Source organism: Alloscardovia sp. HMSC034E08 (genome assembly GCF_001813415.1).
In the GTDB taxonomy this organism is placed as follows: Bacteria; Actinomycetota; Actinomycetes; order Actinomycetales; family Bifidobacteriaceae; genus Alloscardovia; species Alloscardovia omnicolens.
Map to the genome: position 1 here is coordinate 1,464,033 of NZ_KV812468.1, position 24,292 is coordinate 1,488,324.

Here is a 24,292-nt window from a genome sequence, read left to right on the forward strand (position 1 = left end):
GCATAACAGGTGTATGAATCGGTTAAGCAGAATGGCGCCAGAGCAAGAGATCTTCCCAAAATTAGAGTGGAATGAATGCTCCTGGGTGCGTGAAACATGGAGTACCTCACTAAGTCACGATTCACGAACCATTCACACAAAACCCCACCAAAAACCCAAGAACCGCGATACTCCCGCGCTCCCCGCAACGCAGAAACCGCTCACGCATGCAAAAAGGAGGCGCTCGCACGTCTCCTTGTGACCTCACGGCCTTTATGTCTTTACAGACTGCCCTCTTCACGAGACTGGGGTAATGGTTCAGTCACCTTCACGAATAAATCTCAAGCTTTCAAGAATTAAAAGCGAGGGGCTCCTCCGCATTACCGAAAAAAAGTAACAACTAGATTTCTTGGCTACTCTTCGTCTGTATCTTTATCTGCAACTTCATCAAATTCTGCAGCAACTTCTTTAGCTGCGCCGTTGCCTAAATCGACAGGAGAAGAAGAGTTCTCCCATGGTTCTTCCCATGGATCATACTCTGGATTCTGCTGCCTGTAAATGTACAAACCTACGACGCCTGCGAGCAAAGCGCCAAAAAGCAGCGCGAAGAACTTCCAGCCATTACCAGATCGATTGTTCTCCATAGAGTGCTCCTTCCGTCCGAGTACTCACCATCAGCGGTGACTTATGTTCTACATTCTACTCCCTAATTGTGAAAGTGGTGTGCTTTTGTGATTTTTTAAGACGATGTTTTACGGCTCAGGGCGAAGTGCACCAGTTACCATAGTCACATGGCAAATCCTTTTACTCCTGGAGCATCAGGTCCTGCAGGTCCGTGGGATCCGCGTAACCCTCATAGACCTCAGCAAAATTTTTCGCAACGGTGGCAACGTTTTGCCCGCGTATGGTCAAATAATTGGCGTTTGAACGGGCCAAATATTACGCAAGCTATTGTTGCGCTCAATCTACTCGTTTTTGTAATGCAAGAGGTTTTGAAACTCTTCCCTGTGGCAAGTGCTACTTTTACGAGTCATACCGCACTTATTTCTGGTTATTCACTTTTCTATCCTTGGACTTTGCTCACTTCAGCTTTTATGCATACAGGATTTACGCATATTTTGATGAATATGCTCATCTTGTATTTTGTGGGCAAGGAGTTAGAAAAGTTACTGGGGCATAGGGCTTTCTTAAGTATGTACTTGATTAGTGCTTTAGGCGGTAGTGTGGCATACGTGCTATGGCATGGCGCTGCAATATCTGCTGTGATGGGTGCGTCCGGCGCTATTTATGGTCTGTTTGGCGCTATGATGACCGTATACAACCGCATAGGTTCGCGTTCTCAAGGAATGTTACTGTTTTTGTTTATTATGCTTTTCGTGCCTATTTTCTTCGGCAATGTAGCATGGCAGGCACATCTTGGAGGATTTATAACTGGTGCAGCGCTCTCTACTTTGATGATGCGCGGCTTACCAATATGGCGTTCAGCAAGTATTAACAAGCGTATGGCGATTTACGGTACTTTTATGACTGTTCTTCTGCTTATCGCATGGTCTGCACGCTTGGTTTTTGCTTTGTTCTTCTAAAAAGAAAAGCGCTGAACTGACAAAGAGTTCAGCGCTTATTCGTAGTACTTTTTAGTGCCAAGACATCATGAGCACAAAACCAATCATCATAATGGCAAAGCCAATAGCTAAGTTCCAGTAACCAATGCCTGGGATTGGGTAACCATTATTTGGAGTGATATAGTAAACAATCACCCAGATAAGTCCCAAAACGAGGAAGAAGCTAAACAGAGGTACGAACCATGATGGATTCGACTTCGTTCCTTCCACAGCCTTCTCCACGCGACGGGTTTCCTCTTCGGTGCGCTTTACAGCAGCCTGCACGCGAGGGCTCAAAGTTTCAGGATGATCTAAGGTCTTCTTGAGAGCTTCAGCAGCACGAATACCGGCAAGCTCCTCAGAAGATAATTCTTCTTCTACTTCTTCTGTTGCTTCCTCAGCAACATCGTCAACATCAACATCGTTAACTTCGCTGTCCGCTGCTTCAGGTGCAGAGGTGTTCAGCTCCTCAACAGTGTCTACGGTTTCTTCGTTTTCAGCCATGAAAGCTTCTCCTTTAGTTTACGCTAATAGATATAGTAGTAAAAGCGTGGGAATTCGCCAACGAGTCTTTATGATGGGAGGTTCTACTAATCATGAGAACTCCTCGTCATCAAGTTTTTCAACATCGTGGTCGTCATTCTCGACGTTCAGGTCTTATCGGATCTATAGCTACTTTCGTTTCTTTTGCGCTTGTCGGGTGGATCATCCTCACAAACGTGCAGAACGCAGATAATACTTATCGCTCAAACACAGACGAGGTTATTGCCAGTCGTCAGAAAAAAATTGCAAAACTGCAAAAAGATATCGATACAAAAACTGCTCAACTTGAAACGCTCAAAAATGTTGTAGGCGATACAGACACCGAGAACACGACGAATGATCCTGATGTAGCAGTCAATAAATTGCCAGCTTTATCAGGAAAAGGCGTAACAGTTACTCTTGATGATTCTCCTAAATGGGATACTGCTTCGAAAGATAAAAATGCTAATCCGAACGATTACGTCGTTCATCAGCAAGATATTGAAGCTGTTGTTAATACGCTGTGGGCTGGCGGTGCTGAAGCTATTACTGTGCAAGACCAAAGACTATTACCGACCTCAGCTATAAAATGTGTGGGTAATGTTTTGCTTCTTAATGGCAAGCACTTTGCGCCGCCGTACAAAATTTCAGCTATTGGCAACATAGACCGACTGCACACTACAATAAATGATTCGGAGACAATAAAAATTTACAAGCAGTATGTGGAAGTAGACGGCTTGGGGTGGCAACTGGAAGAAAAGCAAAATCTGCATTTTCCTGAAATAACCACATCTACGCAGCCTATGAAGTATGCTGTTGCTGTTCGTGACGAAAAATAACACCTAAGGAGTACCCCTATTATGGCGAAAACTAACGGTAGTCATATACGAAATCAGAAAAACGCTAGTAATCCGAGCACGCTGAATACTATTTTCGGTGTTGTGGGAGAAGTTTTGCTTATTTTTGCTGCTGTGTGTGCGCTGTACATCGCTTGGCAATTATGGTGGACAGGAGTTGAAGCGGAGAAAGTTCAGCTTCATGATTCCACGACATCTTCGTGGACTGCTCCTGCGTCCAAAAACGGTAGCGTCAGCATTGCTCCTGATAATTCCCCAGATACCGCGCCTGTAGAGCAGACCAACTGGAAGTATGGCGATACGCTGGGAAAGCTCTATGTGCCACGTTTTGGACAGGATTGGAGCAGAACGGTAGTAGAGGGCACAGATAATGCTCAGCTGGTACGTCACGGTTTGGGACATTACTCCGAAACGCAAAAACCTGGACAGTTAGGTAATTTTGCTGTGGCGGGTCATCGCGCTGGATACGGTGAGCCTTTGGGTAACGCGGATAAACTGACTAACGGCGATTTTATTGTGATGCGTACGGAAAACTACTGGTACGTGTACAAATACGATAAAACAGAAATAGTTCTTCCGGATAGCGTAGAAGTGTTATCTGCAGTCCCTGGTCATTTTAATGCCGAACCTACTGAGCGTTATATTACTTTGACCACGTGTGAGCCAAAATATACGACCGCAACACATCGCTTGATTGTATATGGCAAGTTGGTGAGCTGGTCGAAGGTATCTGACGGTGTGCCGAGCGTTTTGGCGCAGAAAGATGCGTCTGGTAAGGTCAGCTTTACTACAGATTCCGTGCGATCTTTAGCATCGCGCATTCCTGATCTAAGTTCTGTTTTCTTGTGGATTCTTGTTATTTACTTAGTTATTGCCATCGCTGCTGCTGTGGCGTGGCGCTGGCCTGCTATTCGTAGCTATCGTGAGCGTGAGGAATCGCGCCAGGTATTCAGCCTCTTTGGATGGTTTATGCGTGCTCAGCCGGGCATTCTTCCTGTGCGTATTGTGTTGGCACTTTTGATTGTGGTGGCTCTTACTGCTGCGCTGTTCCAGTGGGGATATCCATGGTTATCTGTGCACGTGCTGTATTTGCAGGTGTCATCAAATTATGCGGCGGTAGGTTAAAAGCTGATTTCTAGCCAGAGCGTGGAGGTTGTGAGCGGATGCTTGCACCTCCACGCTCTGCGTTTTCTACCGTATCTTTCATATCTGAGTTTAGCAGTGAATGGCAAAGCTTTTACCAGCTGCGATTTGATGAGCCGAGCAGCTTTAACGAGTAGCGCTATCGATAGCGGTGAAAGATACAGCACACAAAACTCGACAAGACCTTCCTCAATCTTGCTTTGGTATAACATCCCGTGCGCTGGTCGAGATATGAGAAGCTCCTCTTACTCATAATGTTGAGAATAAGAGGAGCTTCTCCTTGATGCTACTTATTTAGCGCTCAGAGTTATAGTAGCGCCCTTCGGTACTTCAGTTGCTTGAGTAATCTCCGTACCGTTGTAGTAGATATGCGTAACCTTCGCATCATCTGCGGGACTCTCCCCCGTCTGCGCATTCCCGGTCAGACCAACCACACCAAGCGCCCACTTAGCATTCTTGAATGTTTGCCCCACATAGTCAGTCGAATTAATGTTCACCTTCTCTTCTGGCTTCGGCCCCTTAGAGATAATCAGGGTTACAGAAGATCCCTGTGCAACCGAAGTTCCTTCACCGGGGTCTACGCTGGAAACCGAGCCGGCTGGAACCGTATCGTTATAGTCGCCTTCCTTCACCACAGCAGAGAAATGGTGATCCGACAAAATCTTCGTAGCCGCATCCTGAGTCTGTCCGGTCAAACCCGTTGGAACCACAGCATTACCAGATGAAACAAATAGCTTCACTGTGGTGCCTTTAGTAGCGTTGGTGCCCGCAGCAGGGTCTGTGCGCGTTATATGGTCTTTTTCAATGCTGTCGGAATCTTCGCCAGAGGTCGAGCCTACCTTGAACCCTGCCTTTTCCAGAGTGGAACGAGCTTCATCTTGGGTCATAGAGGTGATGTCTGGAACAGCCACAGACTGCGGCCCTGCCGAGAACCACACCTTAACAGTGCTTCCCTTAGCCGCGGACTGTCCACCTTCTGGCAACTGTTTCGTAAATGTTCCCGCATCAGCTGTGGAGTCGTTGTCGGTTTCAGCTTGGAAAACGAACCCAGCTTTCTCCACCGCTTCTTGAGCCTGTGCCTGAGTCATAGAAGACGTAATGGTTGGTACAATGCCCTGTGCGTTGTACCAAACGTACCACCATCCGCTCAAACCGGCAAGAATAAGCGCAATAACAGTAATTGTAGACCAGATAGCAATAAGCTTCTTACGCTTCTTCTGCTTAGCTGCAAGGGCTGCTTGCCTCTGCTGTGCACGACTCTGAGGCGGGGTGGCTGCAGCAGTGGAGTGCGCCAAATTAGCCATATCATCGCTATTAAACGAAGATGTAGCATTCATCTGGATTGTTTGGGTCGATGGCAAGGCCTGGGTAGCGTTTACATCGCCCGCGCCGCCCACTCCAGCCGCCCCAGCAACTCCAGCCGCAGCCAACGGCGCAACCGTATTCACACCCTCAATAACCGGCGTTCCTCCAGCAGCAATAGTGGCAATATCTTTACGGAACTGCGCTGCAGTGCCGTAACGTTGTGTGCGATCTTTCGCCATCGCTTTAGCACAAACATCATTCCAAATAGGAGCCAGCGCTGGAATAACCTCGGTTGGCTTCGTAGCCACTTCACTCACATGCTGGTAAGCAATAGCCACAGCGGAGTCACCCGTAAATGGTGGGCGACCAGTCAGCATTTCATAGAGCACGCAGCCTGCGGAATACAAGTCAGAACGGGTATCTACCACTTCGCCGCGAGCCTGTTCAGGGCTCAAATATTGTGCAGTTCCCACAACGCCTTGGTTTTGAGTCAGCGTTGTGGCGGAATCATCAAGCATACGGGCAATGCCAAAGTCCATCACTTTAACCGCGCCCTGCTCGCTAATCATAATATTGCCCGGCTTAATATCGCGGTGAATAATGCCCATGCGGTGCGAATATTCCAAAGCATTGAGCATACCAAGCATAATCTGGCTGGCATCGCGCTGGTTTAGTGCGCCATTTACTTTCAAAATATCGCGCAGGGTTTGTCCCTTCACGTATTCCATCACAATATACGGCACACGCACGGTACGACCAGTATCAGGGTCGGTAATCTCTTCCTCATCAGTATCGAAAATAGACACGATATTCGGATTATTCAGAAGAGCAATCGAGCGTGCTTCTAAGCGGAAACGCTTAAGGAAGGTCTGATCGTTTGCCAAATCTGAGCGCATAATCTTGATGGCTACAGTACGTCCCAATCGGGTGTCAATTCCCTTACGCACTTCTGCCATGCCACCGTGTCCAATCAGATCGCCAACGGTGTATCGTCCATGGGAGAGAGTCGATGGTGTAAAAATACTCATCGTTCACCTTCCTTCGCGTCTGCTGTATGAATTAAGTCTGTTGTATATATGAATCGTGGATAATGTTCTTCGCTACGTATGATGCGCGGCGGTACTGTCTCTTGTGGAGCTGTTGTTTCGCGCCATTTGTGGGAGCGTTCATACGGATACGGGTCGTAATCTTTCGAAGATTCCAAAGCCTCATGGTCGAGTAATCGACGCTCAATTTTGGCTAAAGTCCGCGAAATAACTAACGCATTCTCAGGACGATCTGCAGGATTCTTCGCAAGCATACTCAAAATAAATTCGCCCAGCTGCCAGTCCACAGAATCAGGCAGAGGAGGAACAGGCTCATTCACATGCGCGGCAGCAATATCAACCGGTGTTTTACCTGTAAATGGGCGATGTCCGCACAAGCCTTCATAGGCAACCACTCCCAAAGAGTAGAGGTCAGATTGCGGGGTAGCCTGCTGTCCCTGAGCTTGCTCAGGAGAAATATACTGTGCAGTTCCCACAACCATGCCATCTTGCGTAATTTGACCTTGATCAGTGGAGTAGGAGACACCAAAATCAGTAATTTTTACCTCTCCGGTGCGCGAAACCATAATATTTGCAGGCTTCACATCGCGGTGAATAATACCGTGAGAATGAGCTACGAATAATCCTCGAGCTGTTTGAATCAAAATAGGCAAAAGCTCAGTAGCAGGCATAGCTCCGCGCTTCTTAAAAATCTCCGACAAACTTGGGCTAGGCACATACTCCATAATCAAATACCCAATGCCGTTGTCTTCGTAATATTCAAAAAGCGCAGCAATATTAGGATGAGCCAAATTCGCGGAATTTCGTGCTTCAGCACGCAAACGACGAAGCTTGGAATCATCTACGGTTAAATCGGCGCGCATTGCTTTAATAGCCACATCGCGGTTAATTTCCATATCCTGACCGCGCCATACTTCGCCCATGCCGCCTTGAGCTAACCGCTTGTCTAAGCGGTAGCGACGATGAATTAACTGTCCTTCTACTAGTTTCATGCGAGGTACTCCTGGATAAGAGAACGCATAATTGGTCCCGCCTCTTGAATGCCATAGCCAGATATGCCGTGCAAAACAACACTAATAGCAATTTTTGGATTACCATCAGCAGGAGCAAAGCCCATCATCCATCCATTATTAGTTCCGTTACCTAGCTGTGCGGTTCCTGTTTTCGCGGCAATAGGTACAGAATTCATTTTAAGAGTTGGCGTATCGTTATCGACTACCGAGCGCATCATGCTAGTCAGGTTAGCGGCTGTTTGTGAGCTAAAAGCATTCGACAAAACAGTGGTGCTACGTTCTGAGATAACCGATAAATCACTGGCTCGCACAGAATCAACTAAAGTAGGCTTCACCATCACGCCATTATTTGCCACAGTAGAAGCAATCATTGCGTTAAGCAATGGAGTTGTTGTTACATCCGCCTGACCAATAGAGCTTAAAGCCAGCTTGTCAGGGCTCAAATTCGTAGGGAATTGAGATGCTACAGCCGTCATAGGCAAGCCAAGGCTGTCAGAACCATCAATATTAATCGTGTTTCCATAGCCAAGCTTTTTAGCCATGGCGTTGATTTTATCTTTACCTAAACTTACTCCCAACTGCGCAAAAGCAGTATTAGAGGAGTAGGTGAGAGCATCATTCAAAGAAATTTGCCCGTTTACGCCATTACCCTGATACGTTACGTTTGGCAAGTTCGTTTCTGTTCCTGGAAGTGTGTATGAAGCTCCAGCTGGAATCATGGTATCTGGGTTGTATTCACCTGACTCCAAAGCTGCTGCAGCCACCACAACCTTAAAAGTTGATCCTGGAGAGTAGAGCTGACGGGTAGCGCGATTAATCAGCGGACTAAAAGCGCTCTGCGTCAACGACGAATAGGTATCGGATACAGCAGATGTGTCGTGGCTAGCTAGAGCATTCGGATCGTAGCTTGGCGTAGATGCCATTGCTAAAATACGTCCTGTTGTTGGCTCCATAGCAACCACTGCGCCATCATAACCGCCTTGTTCGAGCAGATTATATGCCAAAGTTTGTAGCTTAGGATTGATGGATGTGGTAATAATAGCGCCAGAGTTTTTTGCGCCCGTCAGCAAGTTATGCAATTTAGAGAGCCACAGCGAACTTGAATCACCCGTAAGCTGGATATTACGCGAAGCTTCTAAACCGCGATCTGCACGTACAGATACAGAGAAATAACCGGTAACAGGAGCATAAACTGGCCCGTTTGAGTATGAACGCTGATACTTAAAAATATCTTGCGACTCAGCCGAACTGCTCAGAACGCTGCCATCGCTAGCTAAGATAGAGCCGCGCGGTTGAGCATATTCATGATACAGAGCGCGGGTATTGCGTGGATCAGCGTTGAGCGCTTCTGCTCGTACGACCATAAGAATGCTTGATGAGATACCGAGAACCACGAAAAGAGAAATAACAACGTAGTAAATATGACGCACTGTGCGGTTCATTGTTCTTCTCCTTTCTGTACAACGCTGATTGTTTCTGAAGTTAGGGCGCGAGGCGCTGATTGCTGTTCACGTGTTTTCTTTTCGTTTACAGCTTCGAGGGCGAGCGAGAGGGTATCGAATCCCATTTCTTCTTCAGGTTTATTGCCTTGATGAGAAATAATGAGCAGCATAGTTGCCACAATCCAGTTCGCAATAAGGCTGGAACCACCCGCTGCCATATAAGGCAATGTTAAACCAGTCAGTGGAATAACTAAAGTAATTCCACCTACTACTGTAAATACTTGAAAAGCCATAGTAAAGACGAGACCTGAAGCCAAAAGCTTGCCAAAACCATCCTTAACTTTTATAGCGGTAATAATGCCTGTGCCAATAATCGCAATATATATAACAAAAATAGCAAAAACACCTACTAAACCAAGTTCTTCGCCTAAAGAGGAGAAAATAAAATCAGAATTAGCTAAAGGAGTCAATGCCGGATATCCCTCGCCTAAACCAGTGCCTAATAATCCGCCGGATGCTAAACCAAAAATACCAGTAACAAGCTGTTGAGAACCGCCAGGAGCTGTATAGACGCGCTGACTAAAGGGGTTCAGCCATGCATCAACACGATTTCCCACATGACTAAACAGATGTACTGCGGCAAAAGCGGCAGCGAGGAAGAAGATAAGACCAATAATAATCCAACTGATACGTCCTGTTGCTACATACAGCATGCACACGAACATAGCAAAGAACAGCAGCCCCGTTCCCAAATCTTTTTGCAGAACAAGAACGCCCATACAAGCTGCCCACGCCACAATAATAGGACCAAAATCGCGCAGTCGAGGCAAATGCATAGCGCCAATCTTTTTACCGCCCACAGCAAGCTGGTCGCGGTGGTCAAACAAATAAGAGGCGAAGAAAATAGCCATAAAAAGCTTGGCAAATTCAGCTGGCTGAATGCTATGTCCTGCTACGCGAATCCAAATACGAGCGCCATTAATAGAGGCTCCTACACCTGGAATCATCGGCGAAAATAGCAAGAACAAGCCAATAATCATGGAAATATAACTGAATTTTCTAAAGACCCTATAGTCTTTAATGCTAAAAAGCAGAACGCTTGCTAAACCGAGCGCCAAAATAAGCCACAGAACTTGGTTCGCACCGGCAGAAGTTTCGCGGTCTAACGCAACGTTTTCGTAGTCAATACGGATGATTTCCATACATCCAATAAGGCTCAGCAAAACAACACCAAAGAAGAAGTTCTGATTGGCGTACGGTTTAACCGTAAGCAGCACAACCCACAGCACCAAGCAGAGCACGGCGACAATAGCTAAAGAGATGCCATAGCGCGATGGAATATGTCCGGCAACTTTTTCGAACATCTGCATAAAACCCATAACGCTTAAAGCGGCGACGAGCAGAAGAAGTACTAAGCGATGGAAGAACTCAGATTTATCAGTTTTCATCTGTGCCTGCCTGTTCGCTGCTCTTATTATCTGTGTCTTTACTGTTCTCGGTACTCTTTTCGGTACTGTTTTCGTTCGCGCTCGACGCTTGCTTTTGAATGCTTGTTATAGTATTGCGCGCATCCTTGTAGTTCTGCGCCTCAATTCCCTTGCTAATGCGATCTTGCCAGCCTTGAGGAAGGTCGCGCATGTCTACATTAGTTTTTTCGAGAACGTGATTTAAGGAGTATCCGAAAACATCCGTATTCACGCCCTGATAAATGGCTACTTGACCGTTGGAATCTTTAATAAGGTAACGGCTTTGACTCCAGTTATATGTGAGCCAGCAACCGATACCTGCTGCAATAATGGCTGCAACGGTAATAACGAACCAGATAATACGGCGTATGCGGGTAGAGCGATGCTGATTATGAGCATCCGTGATTTTTTGCATCTTCATAGCATCCCTTACATCGGGATCATGAGGATCGTCAACCACTGAGCCGTCATGCTTCGTAACAACTGGAATTTCGCCTGTTGCTTCCATAATGCCATCGGCATCGTTCTCGTTATTCAGCATGGTATTAGGGCGTACAATACGCTCAATCTCATAGCGCGCATCGAAATCATCAGCAATTAAGTCGTTGTGTTCATGCTCATGAATTGTGGCAACGCCAAATAAGGTATCGGCATCTTCGGAGTTCTGCTCTTTGGATTCATGCGCTTTGGCGGTGAGTTGAGCTGCTCGCACAGCAGGAGATTGCAAAATATCGTCTGGCACGAAACGAGGCGCAATGGCTACGAGCATATTGAGAGTATCTGCAATAGGCTGCGGTTGTGTGCTTACCGCGCCAGCAATTAAGCACATTTCATCGGAAGAATTCGATAATGCTGTAGGAATATTCTCGTCATCGGCGCTATAGGAATCGGCAATAACTACAGAAATATTATCGGTGCTACCGCTTTTTTCCGCTAAACCTACTAAGGTTTGCGCGCATTCTTGGGCGTGAGGATGAGTAAGAAGAATATCGCGTAAAGATTCATCGCTGACCACGCCACTTAAACCGTCAGAACATAACAGCCAGCGGTCGCCCAGTTGCGCGTGGCGGATGGAAATATCTGGACGAGGATCAATATCGAAATCACCCAAAACGCGCATAACAACATTGCGCTGAGGATGGGATTTGGCTTCATCAATCGTAATGCGTCCAGCATCAATTAAATGCTGCACATAAGAGTGATCTTTAGTAACGCGCACAATTTCGCTATCTCGCACAAGGTAAGCGCGTGAATCGCCAATATGAGCAATAACCCAATATTCTCCTACCAGAGCAATAGCGGTAACAGTAGTGCCCATACCAGAAAGGGCTTTTTCACGGCGTGCTTTGCCCACAATAGCGTCATGCGCAGCAATAATGGAGGTGGTGAGCATACTTGCTACATCGTCCACAGCCTTCGACGGGTTGATAACAAGAGGAATATTCTCAATATGCGCTAAAGAACGAATAGCAATTGTGGAAGCAGTGTCTCCGCCAGCGTGACCGCCCATACCGTCGCAAACAGCAACCAGACGTGCGCCTGCAAAAGTAGAATCTTGATTATCTTTGCGTACTAAACCAATATCGGAGACTGTGGTGGAAATCATGTGTAATGCCACGGGCTACCTCAATTCAAACGTGGTAGCGCCAATGCGCACAGGAACTCCTGGCGGAAGTAGACATACGCTGTGAATCGGTTGATCTGCAACTTTTGTGCCATTAGTGGAATTCAAATCTTCTACAGCCCACTGATTGGAAGCTGTATCGAAGAAAATGCGAGCGTGGTGAGAGGACACAAATTCATCATCCAGCACAAGATTATTATCTGCTGCACGCCCTAAGGAAATAGATCCAGCGCTTAACGGCATGGTAGTGCCTGACAGTGGACCATCAATAATGGTGAGCACTGCTGGCTCAGGCGCGTTCGTTGCGTTCGTTGGATTCGATATGTGAGCGGTGGCTGGAGTTGCTAATGTTTGTGTGTTTGGTGTGTTTGATGGCACACCATCTTGTGCAGGAACTACCACGGGACCATTCGCTCCCACCGTTACCATGTGTTTATCGCGCTCGCGATTAGAACGACGTTTCGAACGATGTGGTGCTAAAGACACAACATCGCGGTTAATCGCACGCACGGCTAGCCATACGAAAAGCCATAAGCCAATCAAAAAGCCGTACTTTAGTATGGCAAAAGTTAAATCAGTCATAGTACTAAAAGAGTCTACTCCGTGGCTGCACTAGACCAGAACAGGATGCGTGTGCGACCAATAGTAATAGTATTTCCATCCAGAAGTGTAGCAGCCGGAGTCTGATGTCCTTCAACATATGTGCCGTTGGTAGAGCCCATATCGCGTGCAACAACGCCGCTATCGGTAATATCGATTTCCAAATGATTGCGAGAGATACCTGGATCGTCAATAACAATATCGCTGGTAGAACCGCGGCCGATAACTGTTTTTGGAGCGGTGAGCAGGTACTGGCGGCCGTTAATCTCGAGTACTGGGCATTCCTTGGTGCCGTTATTCGTGGTTAGAGGTGCGGCGTTACCCTGCACGGATTCGGAGGACACCGAGAAGTCGCTCTTAGCCAAGGTGAGGTCTTCCTCGAAGATGACCACAACTGGGCCAACGAAAGCGTAGTGCTGACTTTCTGCATACTTCGTGAGGTTGTCGGCCAATTCATTGGCTAAGGTCTCGCTGCCCCACTTCTCGATGTTATCGAAGTCTGGGGTAGATAGCTTAATACGGTACTCGTTCGGAGCAACCGTGCGGTCTCGACCCACACTCATACTTTGAGAATCAATTTCGCGCTCCAAGGCGCTGGATAAATCGACTGGCTGCAAATCTTTAGAGCCGAAACAAGAGAACGCGCCCTCAACAGCGCCTTCAACACTCTTTTCCAAGCGATCAAGGAATCCCATCGTGTCCTCCTCATAGAGTTCTTACGCGTTTGCATGCGGTGTGCGGTGTGCGTGCGTTATTCGCGTTTGCGGAGCCTAGCGGCTATCATGCTATGCGCGCACTGCTCCACCGTTTTGTCTCAACTTCTTACATTTGTAGTGCAAAAAGCGCGAGGTTGGGGATTTTTGCGCGCATTCTTACACGCCCAACACAACTTACTGGGTTGCGCGGTGATTTGCGGTGGTGTTTGTCTGCGGATAGCGTGAGGGGTGATTGACTTTACAGCTCGTTTTTCCACGACCGTGTGAGGTGCTGTTTTTGGTCGCGAGTGACGAGTCGTAAAGTCAATCACTTTCCACGCCATGATTTTGGTCCCAAATCGCGTTTTTGCAGCCGTAGGAGACGATTCTCTTTTCAGTTCACTTTTCACGCCACCAGAAAAGCTGTGGCGAGCAACTCGTGAGTAATGCGACGCTCACCACAACACAACCAGTACTCACACACCAAAATCCACCAAAAACACGCGCATAGTTGGAATATTTATATTGTGTAATCGAAATCGGGCTATTATAAGAGGCATAAGGGAAGTGGGAGCGCCGCAAGCGTACAAGTGTCGCAAGCGCCCAAGCAAGCATACGCAAACACGCACACAAGACGCAAAGAGATGGAGTACAAGGAGTAGTGATGACCATGGTGCAACTAGATGAACGCGCTGCGAAGTTTGGCGTCACTTTCCTGGACGACACGTCCGACGAATCCTACAGTATCGGCATGCGTGGTGTGGAAGCTGTGCTCGAAGCGTCTACGCGCGAAGGGTGGCTCGATGTCGCGACCTCAGAAGACTTTAACGGTCTTGTTGCGGCCCCAACCCCAGTCGTCGCAGAAAACGGCAACAAGCTACATTACGTGCACTACCTGAGCCGAAATCCGCAAGAGAATACGCCGACCATCGTCATTTTGCCGGGCTTTACGGAAATGATTGATCATTTTATGGAAGTGGCATACTACTACTGGCAGGCGGGTTTCGATATCTACATTCTGGAACACCGCGGTCAGGGTCGTTCGCCACGCGACGTGGCAAATCTCGGCCTTATCTGGATTGACGATTTCCGTCGCTACGTTGCGGATGCCGAAAAGTTAATCCGCACCATTGTGCGCCCTCATGCGCAATCTATCTTTAGCAAGGAAGCCCCAGTATATGTGTACGGCCATTCGATGGGAGGCGGTATTGCAGCAGCACTGGCCGAGCACGCGCCAGATTTGGTCGATAAGTATGTTCTCACCGCACCAATGATTGCCTCGCTTAGTCCGCTGTCTCCATCACTTACCAAGCTTTTCGCGAACTTGGGCGCATTCTTTGCGAGCAAGAAGCAAATTTTCGTGCACCCGGATAAAGAGTTCAATCAAACTTTCGACGAGGAATACGCTAAAGGGCTCAGCCATGCGCGGACGCTCTGGCTGCACAAGCGCCGCCTGATGCTAGAGACAAATCAAATGTACGCAGCCTCGTATAACTGGGTGAAGCAGAGCCTTAAGCTCAACGCCTACCTGCAGAACCAGCAGAACCGAGAGCGCATAACCGCGCCTATGCTGTTGTTCCAAGCCGAAAACGATGCGTGGGTGAGTGACGAGCAGCAGGACGCGTTCATTGCGGGCGCGTGCAATACCAAGATTAAGAAGGTGCGCATGAACGGTGCGCGTCACGAGCTCGAGGCTGAGCAAGCGCAAGTTGTGCGCGATATGGTCGTAGCGATGTTGGAGTTCCTCACAGCCGACAAGGAAGCCGACAAAGCGTGACACTTCTCAGTAATCTGACACTTTGCGATGATTCTGTGAAAACGCTCGGATTGCTTGATTTCCTTGTTTTATAAGGCGAGCAGGGCATTTAGCCGCGAGAAAACAAACAAACGCTTTGCTCTGCTACGAGTAGTATGGCGTAGAACGCGCAGAAACGTTGGAAATGGTGAGAGAGGACGCACGTGTGGGCAATACTATGGCATGATCTTAAGAAGATCTTCACGAATCCTGTGGCCATTATTATTACCATTGGCATCACAATTCTTCCGTCTGCCTACGCATGGCTCAACATTATTTCTAACTGGGATCCGTACGCGAATACGCAACACATTTCTGTAGCCGTCGCCAACCTCGACGCGGGTGCTAGCTCGCAGCTGACGGGCGAGGTGAATGTGGGCGAGCAGGTCGTTTCGCAGCTCAAAGAGAACGATCAGCTCGGCTGGACCTTCGTTCACACCAAGAAAGAGGCGGTCGAGGGTGTTGAATCAGGTCGTTATTATGCCGCGGTTGTTATCGATAAGAACTTTTCGCACTCCCTTGTGCGCATGATTACTTCTGGTGGTAGCAGGCCTGAGCTGAACTATTACGTGAACGAAAAACTCAATCCGATCGCGCCAAAAATTACGGATTCGGGCGCAACGGCTCTCGATAACCTGCTCAACGCCGCGTTTATTGGTACTGCGAGCACAGCTGTGTCTGATCAGCTGAACATCTCAACCGATAAAGTCAAAAGCTTGATTGAGGGCGCGCATGCGAAGACTATTTCCAAGCTCGACGACCTTATGACGACGCTGAGCGAGACGAAAGACGGCTTAGAGCGCGCTCGCACCGCGCTCGATGAGACAGTGGATAAGACGCACAGCGTGCAGCAGGCGGTAAACGATGCGAAAGCCGCGGTTGATTCGGCGCGAAAAGCCGCTGATCAGGCCGCGCGAACCGCGTCAGCAAGCTCTACGGCAGCCTCTGATTTTTCGAATAACGCGGCCGGAAACCTAGCGTCCAGCTCGGCATCGTTGTCTTTGCTGGGTGTGCAAGTGGGGCAAGCGGGAACGACCATAAGCTCCTCGCTCTCTACAGCGAATGCGGATGTGGCTACGGTTAACGCGCGTCTGAACACGTTGCTCGCCAAGAACGATGCGGCTGTCGCGGCGTTGAGCAGCGTGCTCGATAATTCGACGCTCGACAAGAACTCGGATGCGTACAAGCAGCTCGAGTCGATGCTGAGCGACTTACAAACGCTCAACAAACAGCAGCACGATGCGGTAAATAACTTTAGCCAAAAAGCGCAGGAATCTTTAAGCTCGGCTCAAGATTCGGTGTCGAATTTGTCGTCTACGCTCTCGTCGAGTGCACTGAGTTCGGCCAGCTCCTTCCAATCGCTGTCCGCTAGCTTAAACGGCAGCTTAGGCACTTCGTTAACTGGCAGTATTGATGCGGTAGGTTCTCTGGCTTCGGTCACTTCCGCTTCTTTGGGACAGGTGAGTTCCTCGCTTGATCAGTCGAACAATGTGATTGCACAATTGCGCTCGCTTTTACAACAAACGTCCTCAACAATTCAGGCTAGTGAGAACTCAATTGAGCAAGTGTGCACGCATATTAACACCGTGCGCACAGACTTTGCCGCCCTCGACTCGAGTGTCCTGGCCCAAAGGTTACGCGATACCAACCTCGACGCGAATGCTATCGGTAGTTTTATGCAAAAGCCGGTGGAACTTGAGCAAAAAAGAGTGTACCCAGTGCACAATTATGGCTCAGCAATCGCACCATTCTTTACGAATATTGCACTGTGGGTGGGCGGTTTTGTGCTTATTGCTGTTATGAAAATCGAGGTGGATGCCTCGAGTCTTAAAGCAGCTCGCCGCGCACGCAGGCATAAGCAGGCTAAATCGAGTTTTGCCGCGGCTGTGCACACTCGTGTGCGCAATAGTGAGGCCTTTATGGGGCGCTGGCTCCTGTTTGCGCTCTTAGGCGCGGCTCAAGGTTTTGTGGCCACGGTGGGAGATCTCATTATCGGTATTCAGATGGAACATCCTGTTGCTTTCGTATGCGCAGGAATGTTCGCTTCCGTGGTCTACGTAACCGTGATTATGGCGCTGGCGGCAACATTGCGTCATATTGGTAAGGCTCTGGCGGTTATTTTGGTGGTTATGCAGGTGCCCGGTTCCTCTGGCACCTACCCGATTGAGATTATGCCGCCGTTCTTCCAAGCGCTCGAGCCGTGGCTGCCGTTCACCTACAGTATTAATGCCATGCGCGAGACGGTTGCCGGCTATTACGGCATGGAATACGCGAAAAACCTCGGAATGCTCTCGCTCTATCTGCTCGGCGCTTTCGTGTTGGCACTTGCTATTCGCCCGTATTTGCTTAATTTGAACGCGCTATTCGACCGTCGCCTGGCGGAAACCGATCTACTGCTCAGCGAAGAAACGCGAGACGATGGTGCACGCTTCCGCTTGGGTTCTGTGGTGCAGATGCTCATGCGTCACGATGAGTTCGCGCGCTCTCTGCGAAGGAAAGCGGCTCGTTTTGGAGCGCTCTATCCGCGTTTGGTGAGCTATGGTTTGGTGGCGATTTTTGCCGTTCCGCTGCTCCTGCTCGTCTTGCTTTTTACTGTTGAGGCTAAGATTGTCTTCCTTATGCTGTGGCTGCTGTCTGTTGTGGTGCTGGATTTCTACCTGATTTCGCTCGAATATATTCGCGAAGTTTACGAGCGCGAGCTGGGTATGAGTGAACTGTCTGAATCCGCGCTACGCACGCAAGTTGTGGCACGAGTAGCGCGCCGCTGGATCCGCGATGAGAGTGATGAGGAGGGCGATGATGAGCAATAATAACAAAAAGAAACCGGCCATTCGCCGTCAGCATCCGATTGTGAATGTGTTTAAGATTTTTATCGAAGACCAGCGCAACCTCTTCCGCAGTGTTATTGGCATTGTGGTAGCTATGGGTCTCGTGATCGTGCCGTCCATGTATGCCTGGTTTAATATTGCCGCTAGTTGGGATCCGTACGGTAACACCAGCAAACTCAGGGTGGCAGTAGCTAACACCGATAAGGGTTACAGTTCGGATCTTATTTCTGTACCTGTGAATATGGGTAATAATGTTGAGTCCTCGCTACGCAAGAATACGAAGCTTGATTGGCAGTTCGTATCCAAGAAAAAAGCTATCGATGGTGTTCATTCTGGTTCGTATTATGCGGCTATCGTTATTCCCGAAGATTTTAGTGCGCACATGCTCACTTTTTTCGAGGCGAATAGTTCTACCGCGAAAATTGAATATTATATTAACGAAAAATCGAATGCTATTGCGCCAAAAATCACCGAAAAAGCAGCCGATACAGTCGTTACGCAAATCTCGGAAACTTTCGCGCAAACTATTGCCTCGATAGCGCTGGACGTGGCGCATCATGTGAGCGATTTCTCCAGCAGTGCGCAAGGCCAAGAGTATATGGATACGGTCGTGAAGCGCCTCAATACCGTGGCGGGCGATATGGACGCGGCAGCCGTGCAGATGGGCAGTTACGCAGCTCTTATCCAAGCCAGCGCGGATTTAGTCAACTCCTCGCAGACCATTATTTCTGCCGGTTCGAGCGGTTCTGCAGATGCGCGTGCGGAACTCAATAACGCGGTAAAGAAGGTGAAAAATCTCAGCGACGCGGCATCCTCGGCAGGAGATTCGCTGTCGAGCGCGCTCGACAGCGCAGGCACGAGCCTCGATGCGGTTCTCTCACAGCTCGATGCGCTCAGCTCGCCGATTAGCGCCAACGTGGATACGCTCAGCACGCGCTTAACGGCGGTGGGCAGTGCTATCCAATCATCTGCCGACTCGTACAGTCAAATTAGTAGCGCTCTCGAGCAGGTGAAGGCGCAGGTGAGCGATCCGATAACCATCAGCAATATCGACGCGCTCATCGCGCAACTCAAGCAAGCGTCCAGCGATGTGACCGCGATCGGCTTGCAGGTGAGTGCGGCGGGCACGAACGCGGCGAAGGCGAAGGAGACGGTTGAGCAGCAGAAAAAGCAGTTGGCCGAGCAGGTTCGCGCGGTAAAGAAAACGCTGACTGACGCAAAAAACTCATTTAACGCGAACGTGAAGCCGCAGCTATCCGCGCTTATTTCGGATATGAACACGGTGTCCCAGCGTGCGCAAACCGCGTCGAGCTCGGTGCGAAGTGTGCTCAGCTCGCTGCGCTCTGAAGGTACGCAAGCGCGAGCGACGGTAAAAACGGTGAGCGATGCGCTCTCGAAAACTCGCGATGCGCTCACCTCCTCGGCCAGCTCGCTGCGCGCAATTGCAACCTCTGTGCAGAACGGTGTAGATGAGACGAATGAGAAACTCTCCGACATTGCCGGCAACGATTTAACCGCCACACAGTTCGCTGCTATGCTTTCTTCGCCGGTGAAGCTCAAGCGTCATGCAGTGTTTGCAGTGGCTAATTACGGCACCTCTATGTCCGCGTTCTACACGATTTTGGCGATTTGGGTGGGCAGCGTTTTCCTCGTCTCCATGATGAAGATTTCTGTGTCTGACCGTCGCAAAGCGCGTGTTCTCGGCTTAGCGAGCACGGACGAACTGTATGAGCATCTGCCGAAAAACTCGCGGCCGCATACCGCGGGTAACGCCAGCTTGTTTGGTCTCGGTTTGGGCAGTGAATATTGGGGACGCTATCTTACTTTCCTCGTGTTCTCGCTGCTGCAGTCCACGCTGCTGGTGATGGGCGATTTATGGTACCTGAAAATTCAGTGCGATAATCCGCTGCTGCTTTTCCTGGCCGCTTGGTGCGCGAGCCTGCTCTTCTCGACGCTTATGTACGCGCTCACTTTGGCGCTGGGCGCGGTGGGTAAGGCGATTGCTGTGATTATTATGGTTATGCAGATTGCTGGTTCGGGTGGCACCTTCCCGGTTGAGCTGATGCCTGCCTTCTTCCAGTGGGTGTATCCGCTGCTTCCGTTCCGCTACGGTATGAAGGCTATGCACGCTGCGATTGCCGGTGCGTATGGCAATGAGTATTGGGTGGCGCTCGGTCAGTTTATGCTCTTTATGATTCCTGCTTTATTGATTGGTTTGATTGTTGCGCGTCCGCTCGTAAAGTCGGATATGCTCATGGAGCAGTTGGCGAAGACGGGCGTGTACGGAGAGTAGGATTTTGTTACTTTTTCCTCGAATTTAAGGGTAGAATGGAGGTATCTCTGAGCGCTCGTTTTCGCTTAAAAATTTTGAAAAGAGGAAAAATGAAGAGACAAGGGCGGCTCATAAGCATGGTTGTGGCTGTGGCCATGATTTTTTCGGGCCTTATAACCGCGTTCCCAATGGCGAGCGCACAAGCAGCTAGCACTTTGCCTATTGCGCAGTATGTAAAAACTTCTGGTACCGCAGTCTGCGCAACTGACACACAAAGTGCTACCTACAACGGTACGGTGAATATTAATGTGCCGTTGAGTACAGTGATGTCGAGTTTTGAGTCGGATATGGAAACGGCCGCAACATCTGGTTACTATCCGCATAGCAAAGATGCTCCAAACACTATCGCGTATATCGAATATTCTGTGACTTTCCCCGAGAATGTTGCTGTAGGAACAATGAGCTATACGAATAATTCGACAATCATAAGCAAAGTCGAGAGAGATTCTACGACAGGTAGTCAAGAAGTAAAGCTCAAGATGTATCTCATCGATCAGAATTGGAACGGGATCTATAAAGCCTACAACAATGATAAGCAAAATCCTAGTGCCCATACAGTGAACATCACTATTCCGTACACAGTTACAGCAAATTCAAAGCAGCAAGCCCAACAGTTTGAAGCAGCTACTATTGCAGGTTCGGGATCTTTTGAGTTCTGGGGTTCTGTTCGTTTGTGGGGCTTCCTCGGCAACTATAAATATGTCTCCGATAATGCTTCTCAGCCACTTGCCGCAGGCATGTCTGCATGCTTCCCAGATCCAGTGAAGAAGACCACAAAGTGGGTTACGGATAATGGTGAACAGATTAAAGATCCAGTTGTAAGCGACGATTTCCAGGCTGCTGGAACCATCGACGGCTATGAGTTCATAAAAGAAGTCGTATCTGAAGATGGTAATACCAAGACGTATACCTTCAAGAAGAAGGTCACTAATCCTACCGATGCTATTCCTGAAGGAACTATTAAGGGCACGATTAGTGCTGATTTATCGGGTTCTGCCGACGGAAATAATAAAATCTCCAACGCGGGCGTTTTCACTGCAGCGAGCAAAGAGTCTGTTTTCTCTGTAACCGGCACATTGCATGTGAACGACCTTGTTAAAGGTCAGATGGCTGAGCTTATTAAGAAGTACGACGAGAAGCCAAGTGATTTCGCCGATATCTCCTTAAGCAAGACGAAGTTCCAGTTTGTAGCAAAGCTGACTTTGCCTGAAGGTCTTGAATTTGCTGACGCACAAACCCGTGCGCCAATCGATGTAGCTCTTACAGGTGCTCAAGATTTCGAGGTAAAGAGTGCAGAGGTTGAGGGCAAGGTAGCAACCGTTGTTATGGGCTTCAAGAAGGTGGAGGATATTACAACTTTCGCTAAGCTCAAGGAAGCTATCGATAAGCTCGACAAGGATTTGTCGGTAACCGTAAACAATATTACTTTTAGTGACACGGCTTATCCAGCTACCAACTATTCCATTACTGGAGAAGCTACTGGCGGCTTCAGCTCTGAAGCTACTAAAGATAACACGACTCGTGCCTTTAACTTCGAGTACACTGCTGCTAATGAAGCGGGTTTACTGCTTACAGTAAACTATGCGAAGCCAATCGAGAGCGATCTTCCTGCGGACGTACGCGGTCGCCTCTCTGTTGCTGACGGCAAGCAGAAAGCTTGGGATACAACGGCACAAGATATTTACCGTGTTCCTTCCGTGAACGATACGGTTGATGTTCAGGGTGTTCTTCATGTGGGTGAATCTGTAAAGGCTCAGATGAAGGAGATCGAAAACAAGTACGGCAAGAACGAATCTGATTTTGAGAAGATTAAGCTCGATGCCGTACGCTTCGGTTTCCAAGCTACATTGAAGTTGCCAGAAGGTATGAAATTTACGACAACCAATAAGGATGACCTGAAGCTTGAGGGTGCTCCAGACTTTGATTATGAGGTTTCGTTTACTTCCAATGAAGCTGTAGTTGATTTTGTTCTGAAGGATCCTGCAGCTATTAAGACCTATGCTGATCTGAAGAAGGTTATCGACAAACTCGATGCTGATTTAACCATTACAATTCCTCGCGTTGGTTTCGACGCTGAAAAAGCGAAGAAGGCAGACTTGCCATGGTTTACCATTGAGGGAACCGCTTCCGGTAACTTCAGCTCTTATGCAACCTTTGGTACTACTACTTACCCATTCACCTTCCAGTGGAATGGTAAGCAGAAGCAAGGCGAAGAAGACCGTTACTTCTTCTCGGGCATTAACTTCACTGTTCAGCCAGGTATCGATATGCCAGCCGATTTGCGTGGCGCACAGACCGGTAAAGATTTGGATACTGAGCACGAGCAGGTCTATGTTGCAGACTCGGCCAAGTCCACTCTGGACGTAGCGGGTGTTCTTCACATTCAGGACGCTGTTATTGCCAAGATGAAGTCCATTGAAAACTGGAAGGGCGTTTCTGCAGGTACCTTCGATAGCATTGTGCTTAAGAATACCAAGTTCGGTTTTGATGCAAAGCTCACTTTGCCAGAAGGTATGACCTTTACCAACACCGATATTGAGAAGCTCGACTTAGTTGCTAACGGATTTGTAGTAAACAAGGAGAAGAGCTCTTTCGATGGCAATGTTCTAACCGTTCATTTCGGTATCGCGAAACCAGAGGATATTAAGACCTATGGTGATTTGAAGAAGCTGGTGAACGGAGCAGGCAACGACAACGGTGATCTTATGATTACTGTTCACGATGTAGCCTTCACCGCAGATTCCAAGCCAAACACAAACTACACCATCGAAGGCACTGTTGCTGGTGAGTTCTCTTCTGAGGCGACACTCGGCAGCCAAACTATTCCATTTGCATTCCAGTGGAATGGCATTCAGCAGGTTGATGAGGCGGATGCTGTGGCTCCTCAGGGCATTAACTTCACTGTGAAGTACAAGGCTGACCCGACACCGGAACTTAAGCCAGAGGATCCAAAGGTTCCAACTAAGCCTGTAAAGCCGACGAAGCCAAATGATCAGAAGCCTTCGACTAAGTTGGCTCGTACAGGTGCTGCAATTGTGGGCATTGTTGTGGTAGCTGGCTTCGCTATCGCAGCAGGTGTATCCCTGGTGGCAATGCGTCGTATGAAGAAGTAGAATCCACATTCTTCATAAAAGGCCCGGTATCTTTTCGAGATATCGGGCCTTCCTTGTGTGCGTAGATCAGTAGAATAAACAATTCACCTCGTACTACAAGTTCAAGCCAAACTTTTCGTTGATTTTCTGTAGTACGAGGTGAATTGTTCCTAATCGGCAAATGCTTAATCCTCCGGATGCTTATAAATCGTCCAACACTGCGCCACATAATGCGCCATGTCTTCCGGGCTTTGCGTGCAGCCTTGCGCGAACCATGTGGCGTGCACGTGCGCTAAACCGCCAAAAATAAAGTTCTGGAAATACTGCTCGCCCTGCTCGTCTAGCAGCTCGGTGGCCCATAATCCCTTAACCTTCGGGTAAAAGCGGCGATTGTAGGTATAGGCCACTTCGTTAAAAAGCCAGTGCGGATTGTGCTGCATAATAGCGCGCAACCGACCGTAGCGTTCATGCCAAAAACTAAAATACGCAACCAAATACTCTTCGAAAGTTGTGCCACCGCTGTTTAACACGCGGTCATAGCATTCATCATATAAACCAGCAAGCAAAGCGTGCAACACGTCCTCTTTCGAGGTGAAGTAGCGGTAAAAAGTTTGCCGCGTACTATGCGCGCGCACAACAATCTCTTTAACAGTAATCTCCGAAACAGAGTAGGAACACAGTAAATCGGCCAAAGCGAGAGTAAACTTTTTGCGCGTTGCGAGGCCTCGCTCGGTAAGCGGTGCAGTCTTTGGTTCAGCCATAAACTCAAGTGTATCAAGCGCACACACAAGCAAGCCCTGTGCGCTACAGCACATGTGATGTATATCAATAGTTTGGCGCTTGAACTAACTTCGCGAGCGGTGCTACCGTATGAGGTAAGAGATCGACAAAGCTGACGATCCGTATGAACATGAAGTTCGAAAGTGAGACATAATGAACAACGCAGTTTCAT

Annotated in this window: 17 protein-coding genes; 7 read left to right on the top strand and 10 right to left on the bottom strand. The window is 48.6% G+C overall.

Translation table 11 applies throughout. The features are described from left to right. Positions 1 to 392: 392 nt before the first annotated feature. Positions 393 to 623, bottom strand: coding sequence for a hypothetical protein (locus HMPREF2909_RS07945; RefSeq protein WP_071415855.1), 231 nt, complete (start codon positions 621 to 623; stop codon positions 393 to 395). A gap of 147 nt (positions 624 to 770) precedes the next feature. On the opposite strand from HMPREF2909_RS07945, the gene HMPREF2909_RS07950 reads away from it, so the two are divergent. Next, a complete protein-coding gene (locus tag HMPREF2909_RS07950; RefSeq protein WP_071415856.1) occupies positions 771 to 1,562 on the top strand; it encodes a rhomboid family intramembrane serine protease in 792 nt (263 codons plus the stop codon). 51 nt (positions 1,563 to 1,613) lie between these two features. Here HMPREF2909_RS07950 and crgA read toward each other — a convergent pair whose 3' ends face one another. Beyond that, positions 1,614 to 2,084: a cell division protein CrgA gene (gene crgA / locus HMPREF2909_RS07955; protein ID WP_021617290.1), complete on the bottom strand. Its 471-nt coding sequence runs from the start codon at positions 2,082 to 2,084 to the stop codon at positions 1,614 to 1,616. Positions 2,085 to 2,176: 92 nt separating this feature from the next. Here crgA and HMPREF2909_RS07960 point away from each other — a divergent pair, with 92 nt between their 5' ends. Next, positions 2,177 to 2,941, top strand: coding sequence for a DUF881 domain-containing protein (locus HMPREF2909_RS07960; RefSeq protein WP_071415857.1), 765 nt, complete (start codon positions 2,177 to 2,179; stop codon positions 2,939 to 2,941). A 21-nt stretch (positions 2,942 to 2,962) separates the two neighbouring features. Further along, on the top strand, positions 2,963 to 4,084 hold the full coding sequence (locus tag HMPREF2909_RS07965) for a class E sortase (RefSeq protein ID WP_071415858.1): 1,122 nt from the start codon (positions 2,963 to 2,965) through the stop codon (positions 4,082 to 4,084). A gap of 308 nt (positions 4,085 to 4,392) precedes the next feature. Here HMPREF2909_RS07965 and pknB read toward each other — a convergent pair whose 3' ends face one another. The 7 genes from pknB to HMPREF2909_RS08005 are packed head-to-tail and all read right to left on the bottom strand — an operon-like array spanning position 4,393 to position 13,293. Continuing rightward, a complete protein-coding gene (pknB, locus tag HMPREF2909_RS07975; protein WP_084797319.1) occupies positions 4,393 to 6,435 on the bottom strand; it encodes a Stk1 family PASTA domain-containing Ser/Thr kinase in 2,043 nt (680 codons plus the stop codon). Continuing rightward, on the bottom strand, positions 6,432 to 7,445 hold the full coding sequence (locus HMPREF2909_RS07980) for a serine/threonine-protein kinase (protein ID WP_071415860.1): 1,014 nt from the start codon (positions 7,443 to 7,445) through the stop codon (positions 6,432 to 6,434). The genes pknB and HMPREF2909_RS07980 overlap by 4 nt, the downstream gene beginning before the upstream one ends. Further along, positions 7,442 to 8,908 carry a peptidoglycan D,D-transpeptidase FtsI family protein gene (locus HMPREF2909_RS07985; RefSeq protein ID WP_049187504.1) on the bottom strand — a complete coding sequence of 489 codons (1,467 nt, stop codon included), beginning with the start codon at positions 8,906 to 8,908 and terminating at the stop codon, positions 7,442 to 7,444. Before HMPREF2909_RS07985 ends, HMPREF2909_RS07980 begins: the two co-directional genes overlap by 4 nt. Further along, the gene (locus tag HMPREF2909_RS07990; RefSeq protein WP_084797320.1) at positions 8,905 to 10,356 is read right to left on the bottom strand and encodes an FtsW/RodA/SpoVE family cell cycle protein; all 1,452 of its coding nucleotides are present in this window, start codon (positions 10,354 to 10,356) and stop codon (positions 8,905 to 8,907) included. The genes HMPREF2909_RS07985 and HMPREF2909_RS07990 overlap by 4 nt, the downstream gene beginning before the upstream one ends. Further along, positions 10,346 to 11,980 carry a PP2C family protein-serine/threonine phosphatase gene (locus HMPREF2909_RS07995; protein ID WP_071415861.1) on the bottom strand — a complete coding sequence of 545 codons (1,635 nt, stop codon included), beginning with the start codon at positions 11,978 to 11,980 and terminating at the stop codon, positions 10,346 to 10,348. Before HMPREF2909_RS07995 ends, HMPREF2909_RS07990 begins: the two co-directional genes overlap by 11 nt. 15 nt (positions 11,981 to 11,995) lie before the next feature. Continuing rightward, positions 11,996 to 12,580, bottom strand: coding sequence for an FHA domain-containing protein FhaB/FipA (locus HMPREF2909_RS08000; RefSeq protein WP_071415862.1), 585 nt, complete (start codon positions 12,578 to 12,580; stop codon positions 11,996 to 11,998). Positions 12,581 to 12,594: 14 nt separating this feature from the next. Next, positions 12,595 to 13,293 (bottom strand): FhaA domain-containing protein, encoded by a 699-nt coding sequence (locus HMPREF2909_RS08005; RefSeq protein WP_071415863.1) that lies wholly within the window; start codon positions 13,291 to 13,293, stop codon positions 12,595 to 12,597. A 664-nt stretch (positions 13,294 to 13,957) separates the two neighbouring features. Here HMPREF2909_RS08005 and HMPREF2909_RS08010 point away from each other — a divergent pair. From HMPREF2909_RS08010 to HMPREF2909_RS08025, 4 genes are all read left to right on the top strand, one after another. Beyond that, on the top strand, positions 13,958 to 15,070 hold the full coding sequence (locus HMPREF2909_RS08010; RefSeq protein ID WP_071415864.1) for an alpha/beta fold hydrolase: 1,113 nt from the start codon (positions 13,958 to 13,960) through the stop codon (positions 15,068 to 15,070). Between the two features lie 182 nt (positions 15,071 to 15,252). Next, a complete protein-coding gene (locus tag HMPREF2909_RS08015; RefSeq protein ID WP_071415865.1) occupies positions 15,253 to 17,898 on the top strand; it encodes a YhgE/Pip domain-containing protein in 2,646 nt (881 codons plus the stop codon). Then, positions 17,885 to 20,209 carry a YhgE/Pip domain-containing protein gene (locus tag HMPREF2909_RS08020; RefSeq protein WP_168165279.1) on the top strand — a complete coding sequence of 775 codons (2,325 nt, stop codon included), beginning with the start codon at positions 17,885 to 17,887 and terminating at the stop codon, positions 20,207 to 20,209. Before HMPREF2909_RS08015 ends, HMPREF2909_RS08020 begins: the two co-directional genes overlap by 14 nt. 89 nt (positions 20,210 to 20,298) lie before the next feature. Then, positions 20,299 to 23,361 carry a hypothetical protein gene (locus tag HMPREF2909_RS08025; RefSeq protein WP_168165280.1) on the top strand — a complete coding sequence of 1,021 codons (3,063 nt, stop codon included), beginning with the start codon at positions 20,299 to 20,301 and terminating at the stop codon, positions 23,359 to 23,361. A 164-nt stretch (positions 23,362 to 23,525) separates the two neighbouring features. Here the strand turns inward: HMPREF2909_RS08025 and HMPREF2909_RS08030 are convergent, their stop codons facing one another. After that, a complete protein-coding gene (locus HMPREF2909_RS08030; RefSeq protein ID WP_168165281.1) occupies positions 23,526 to 24,101 on the bottom strand; it encodes a TetR/AcrR family transcriptional regulator in 576 nt (191 codons plus the stop codon). Positions 24,102 to 24,292 lie beyond the last annotated feature (191 nt).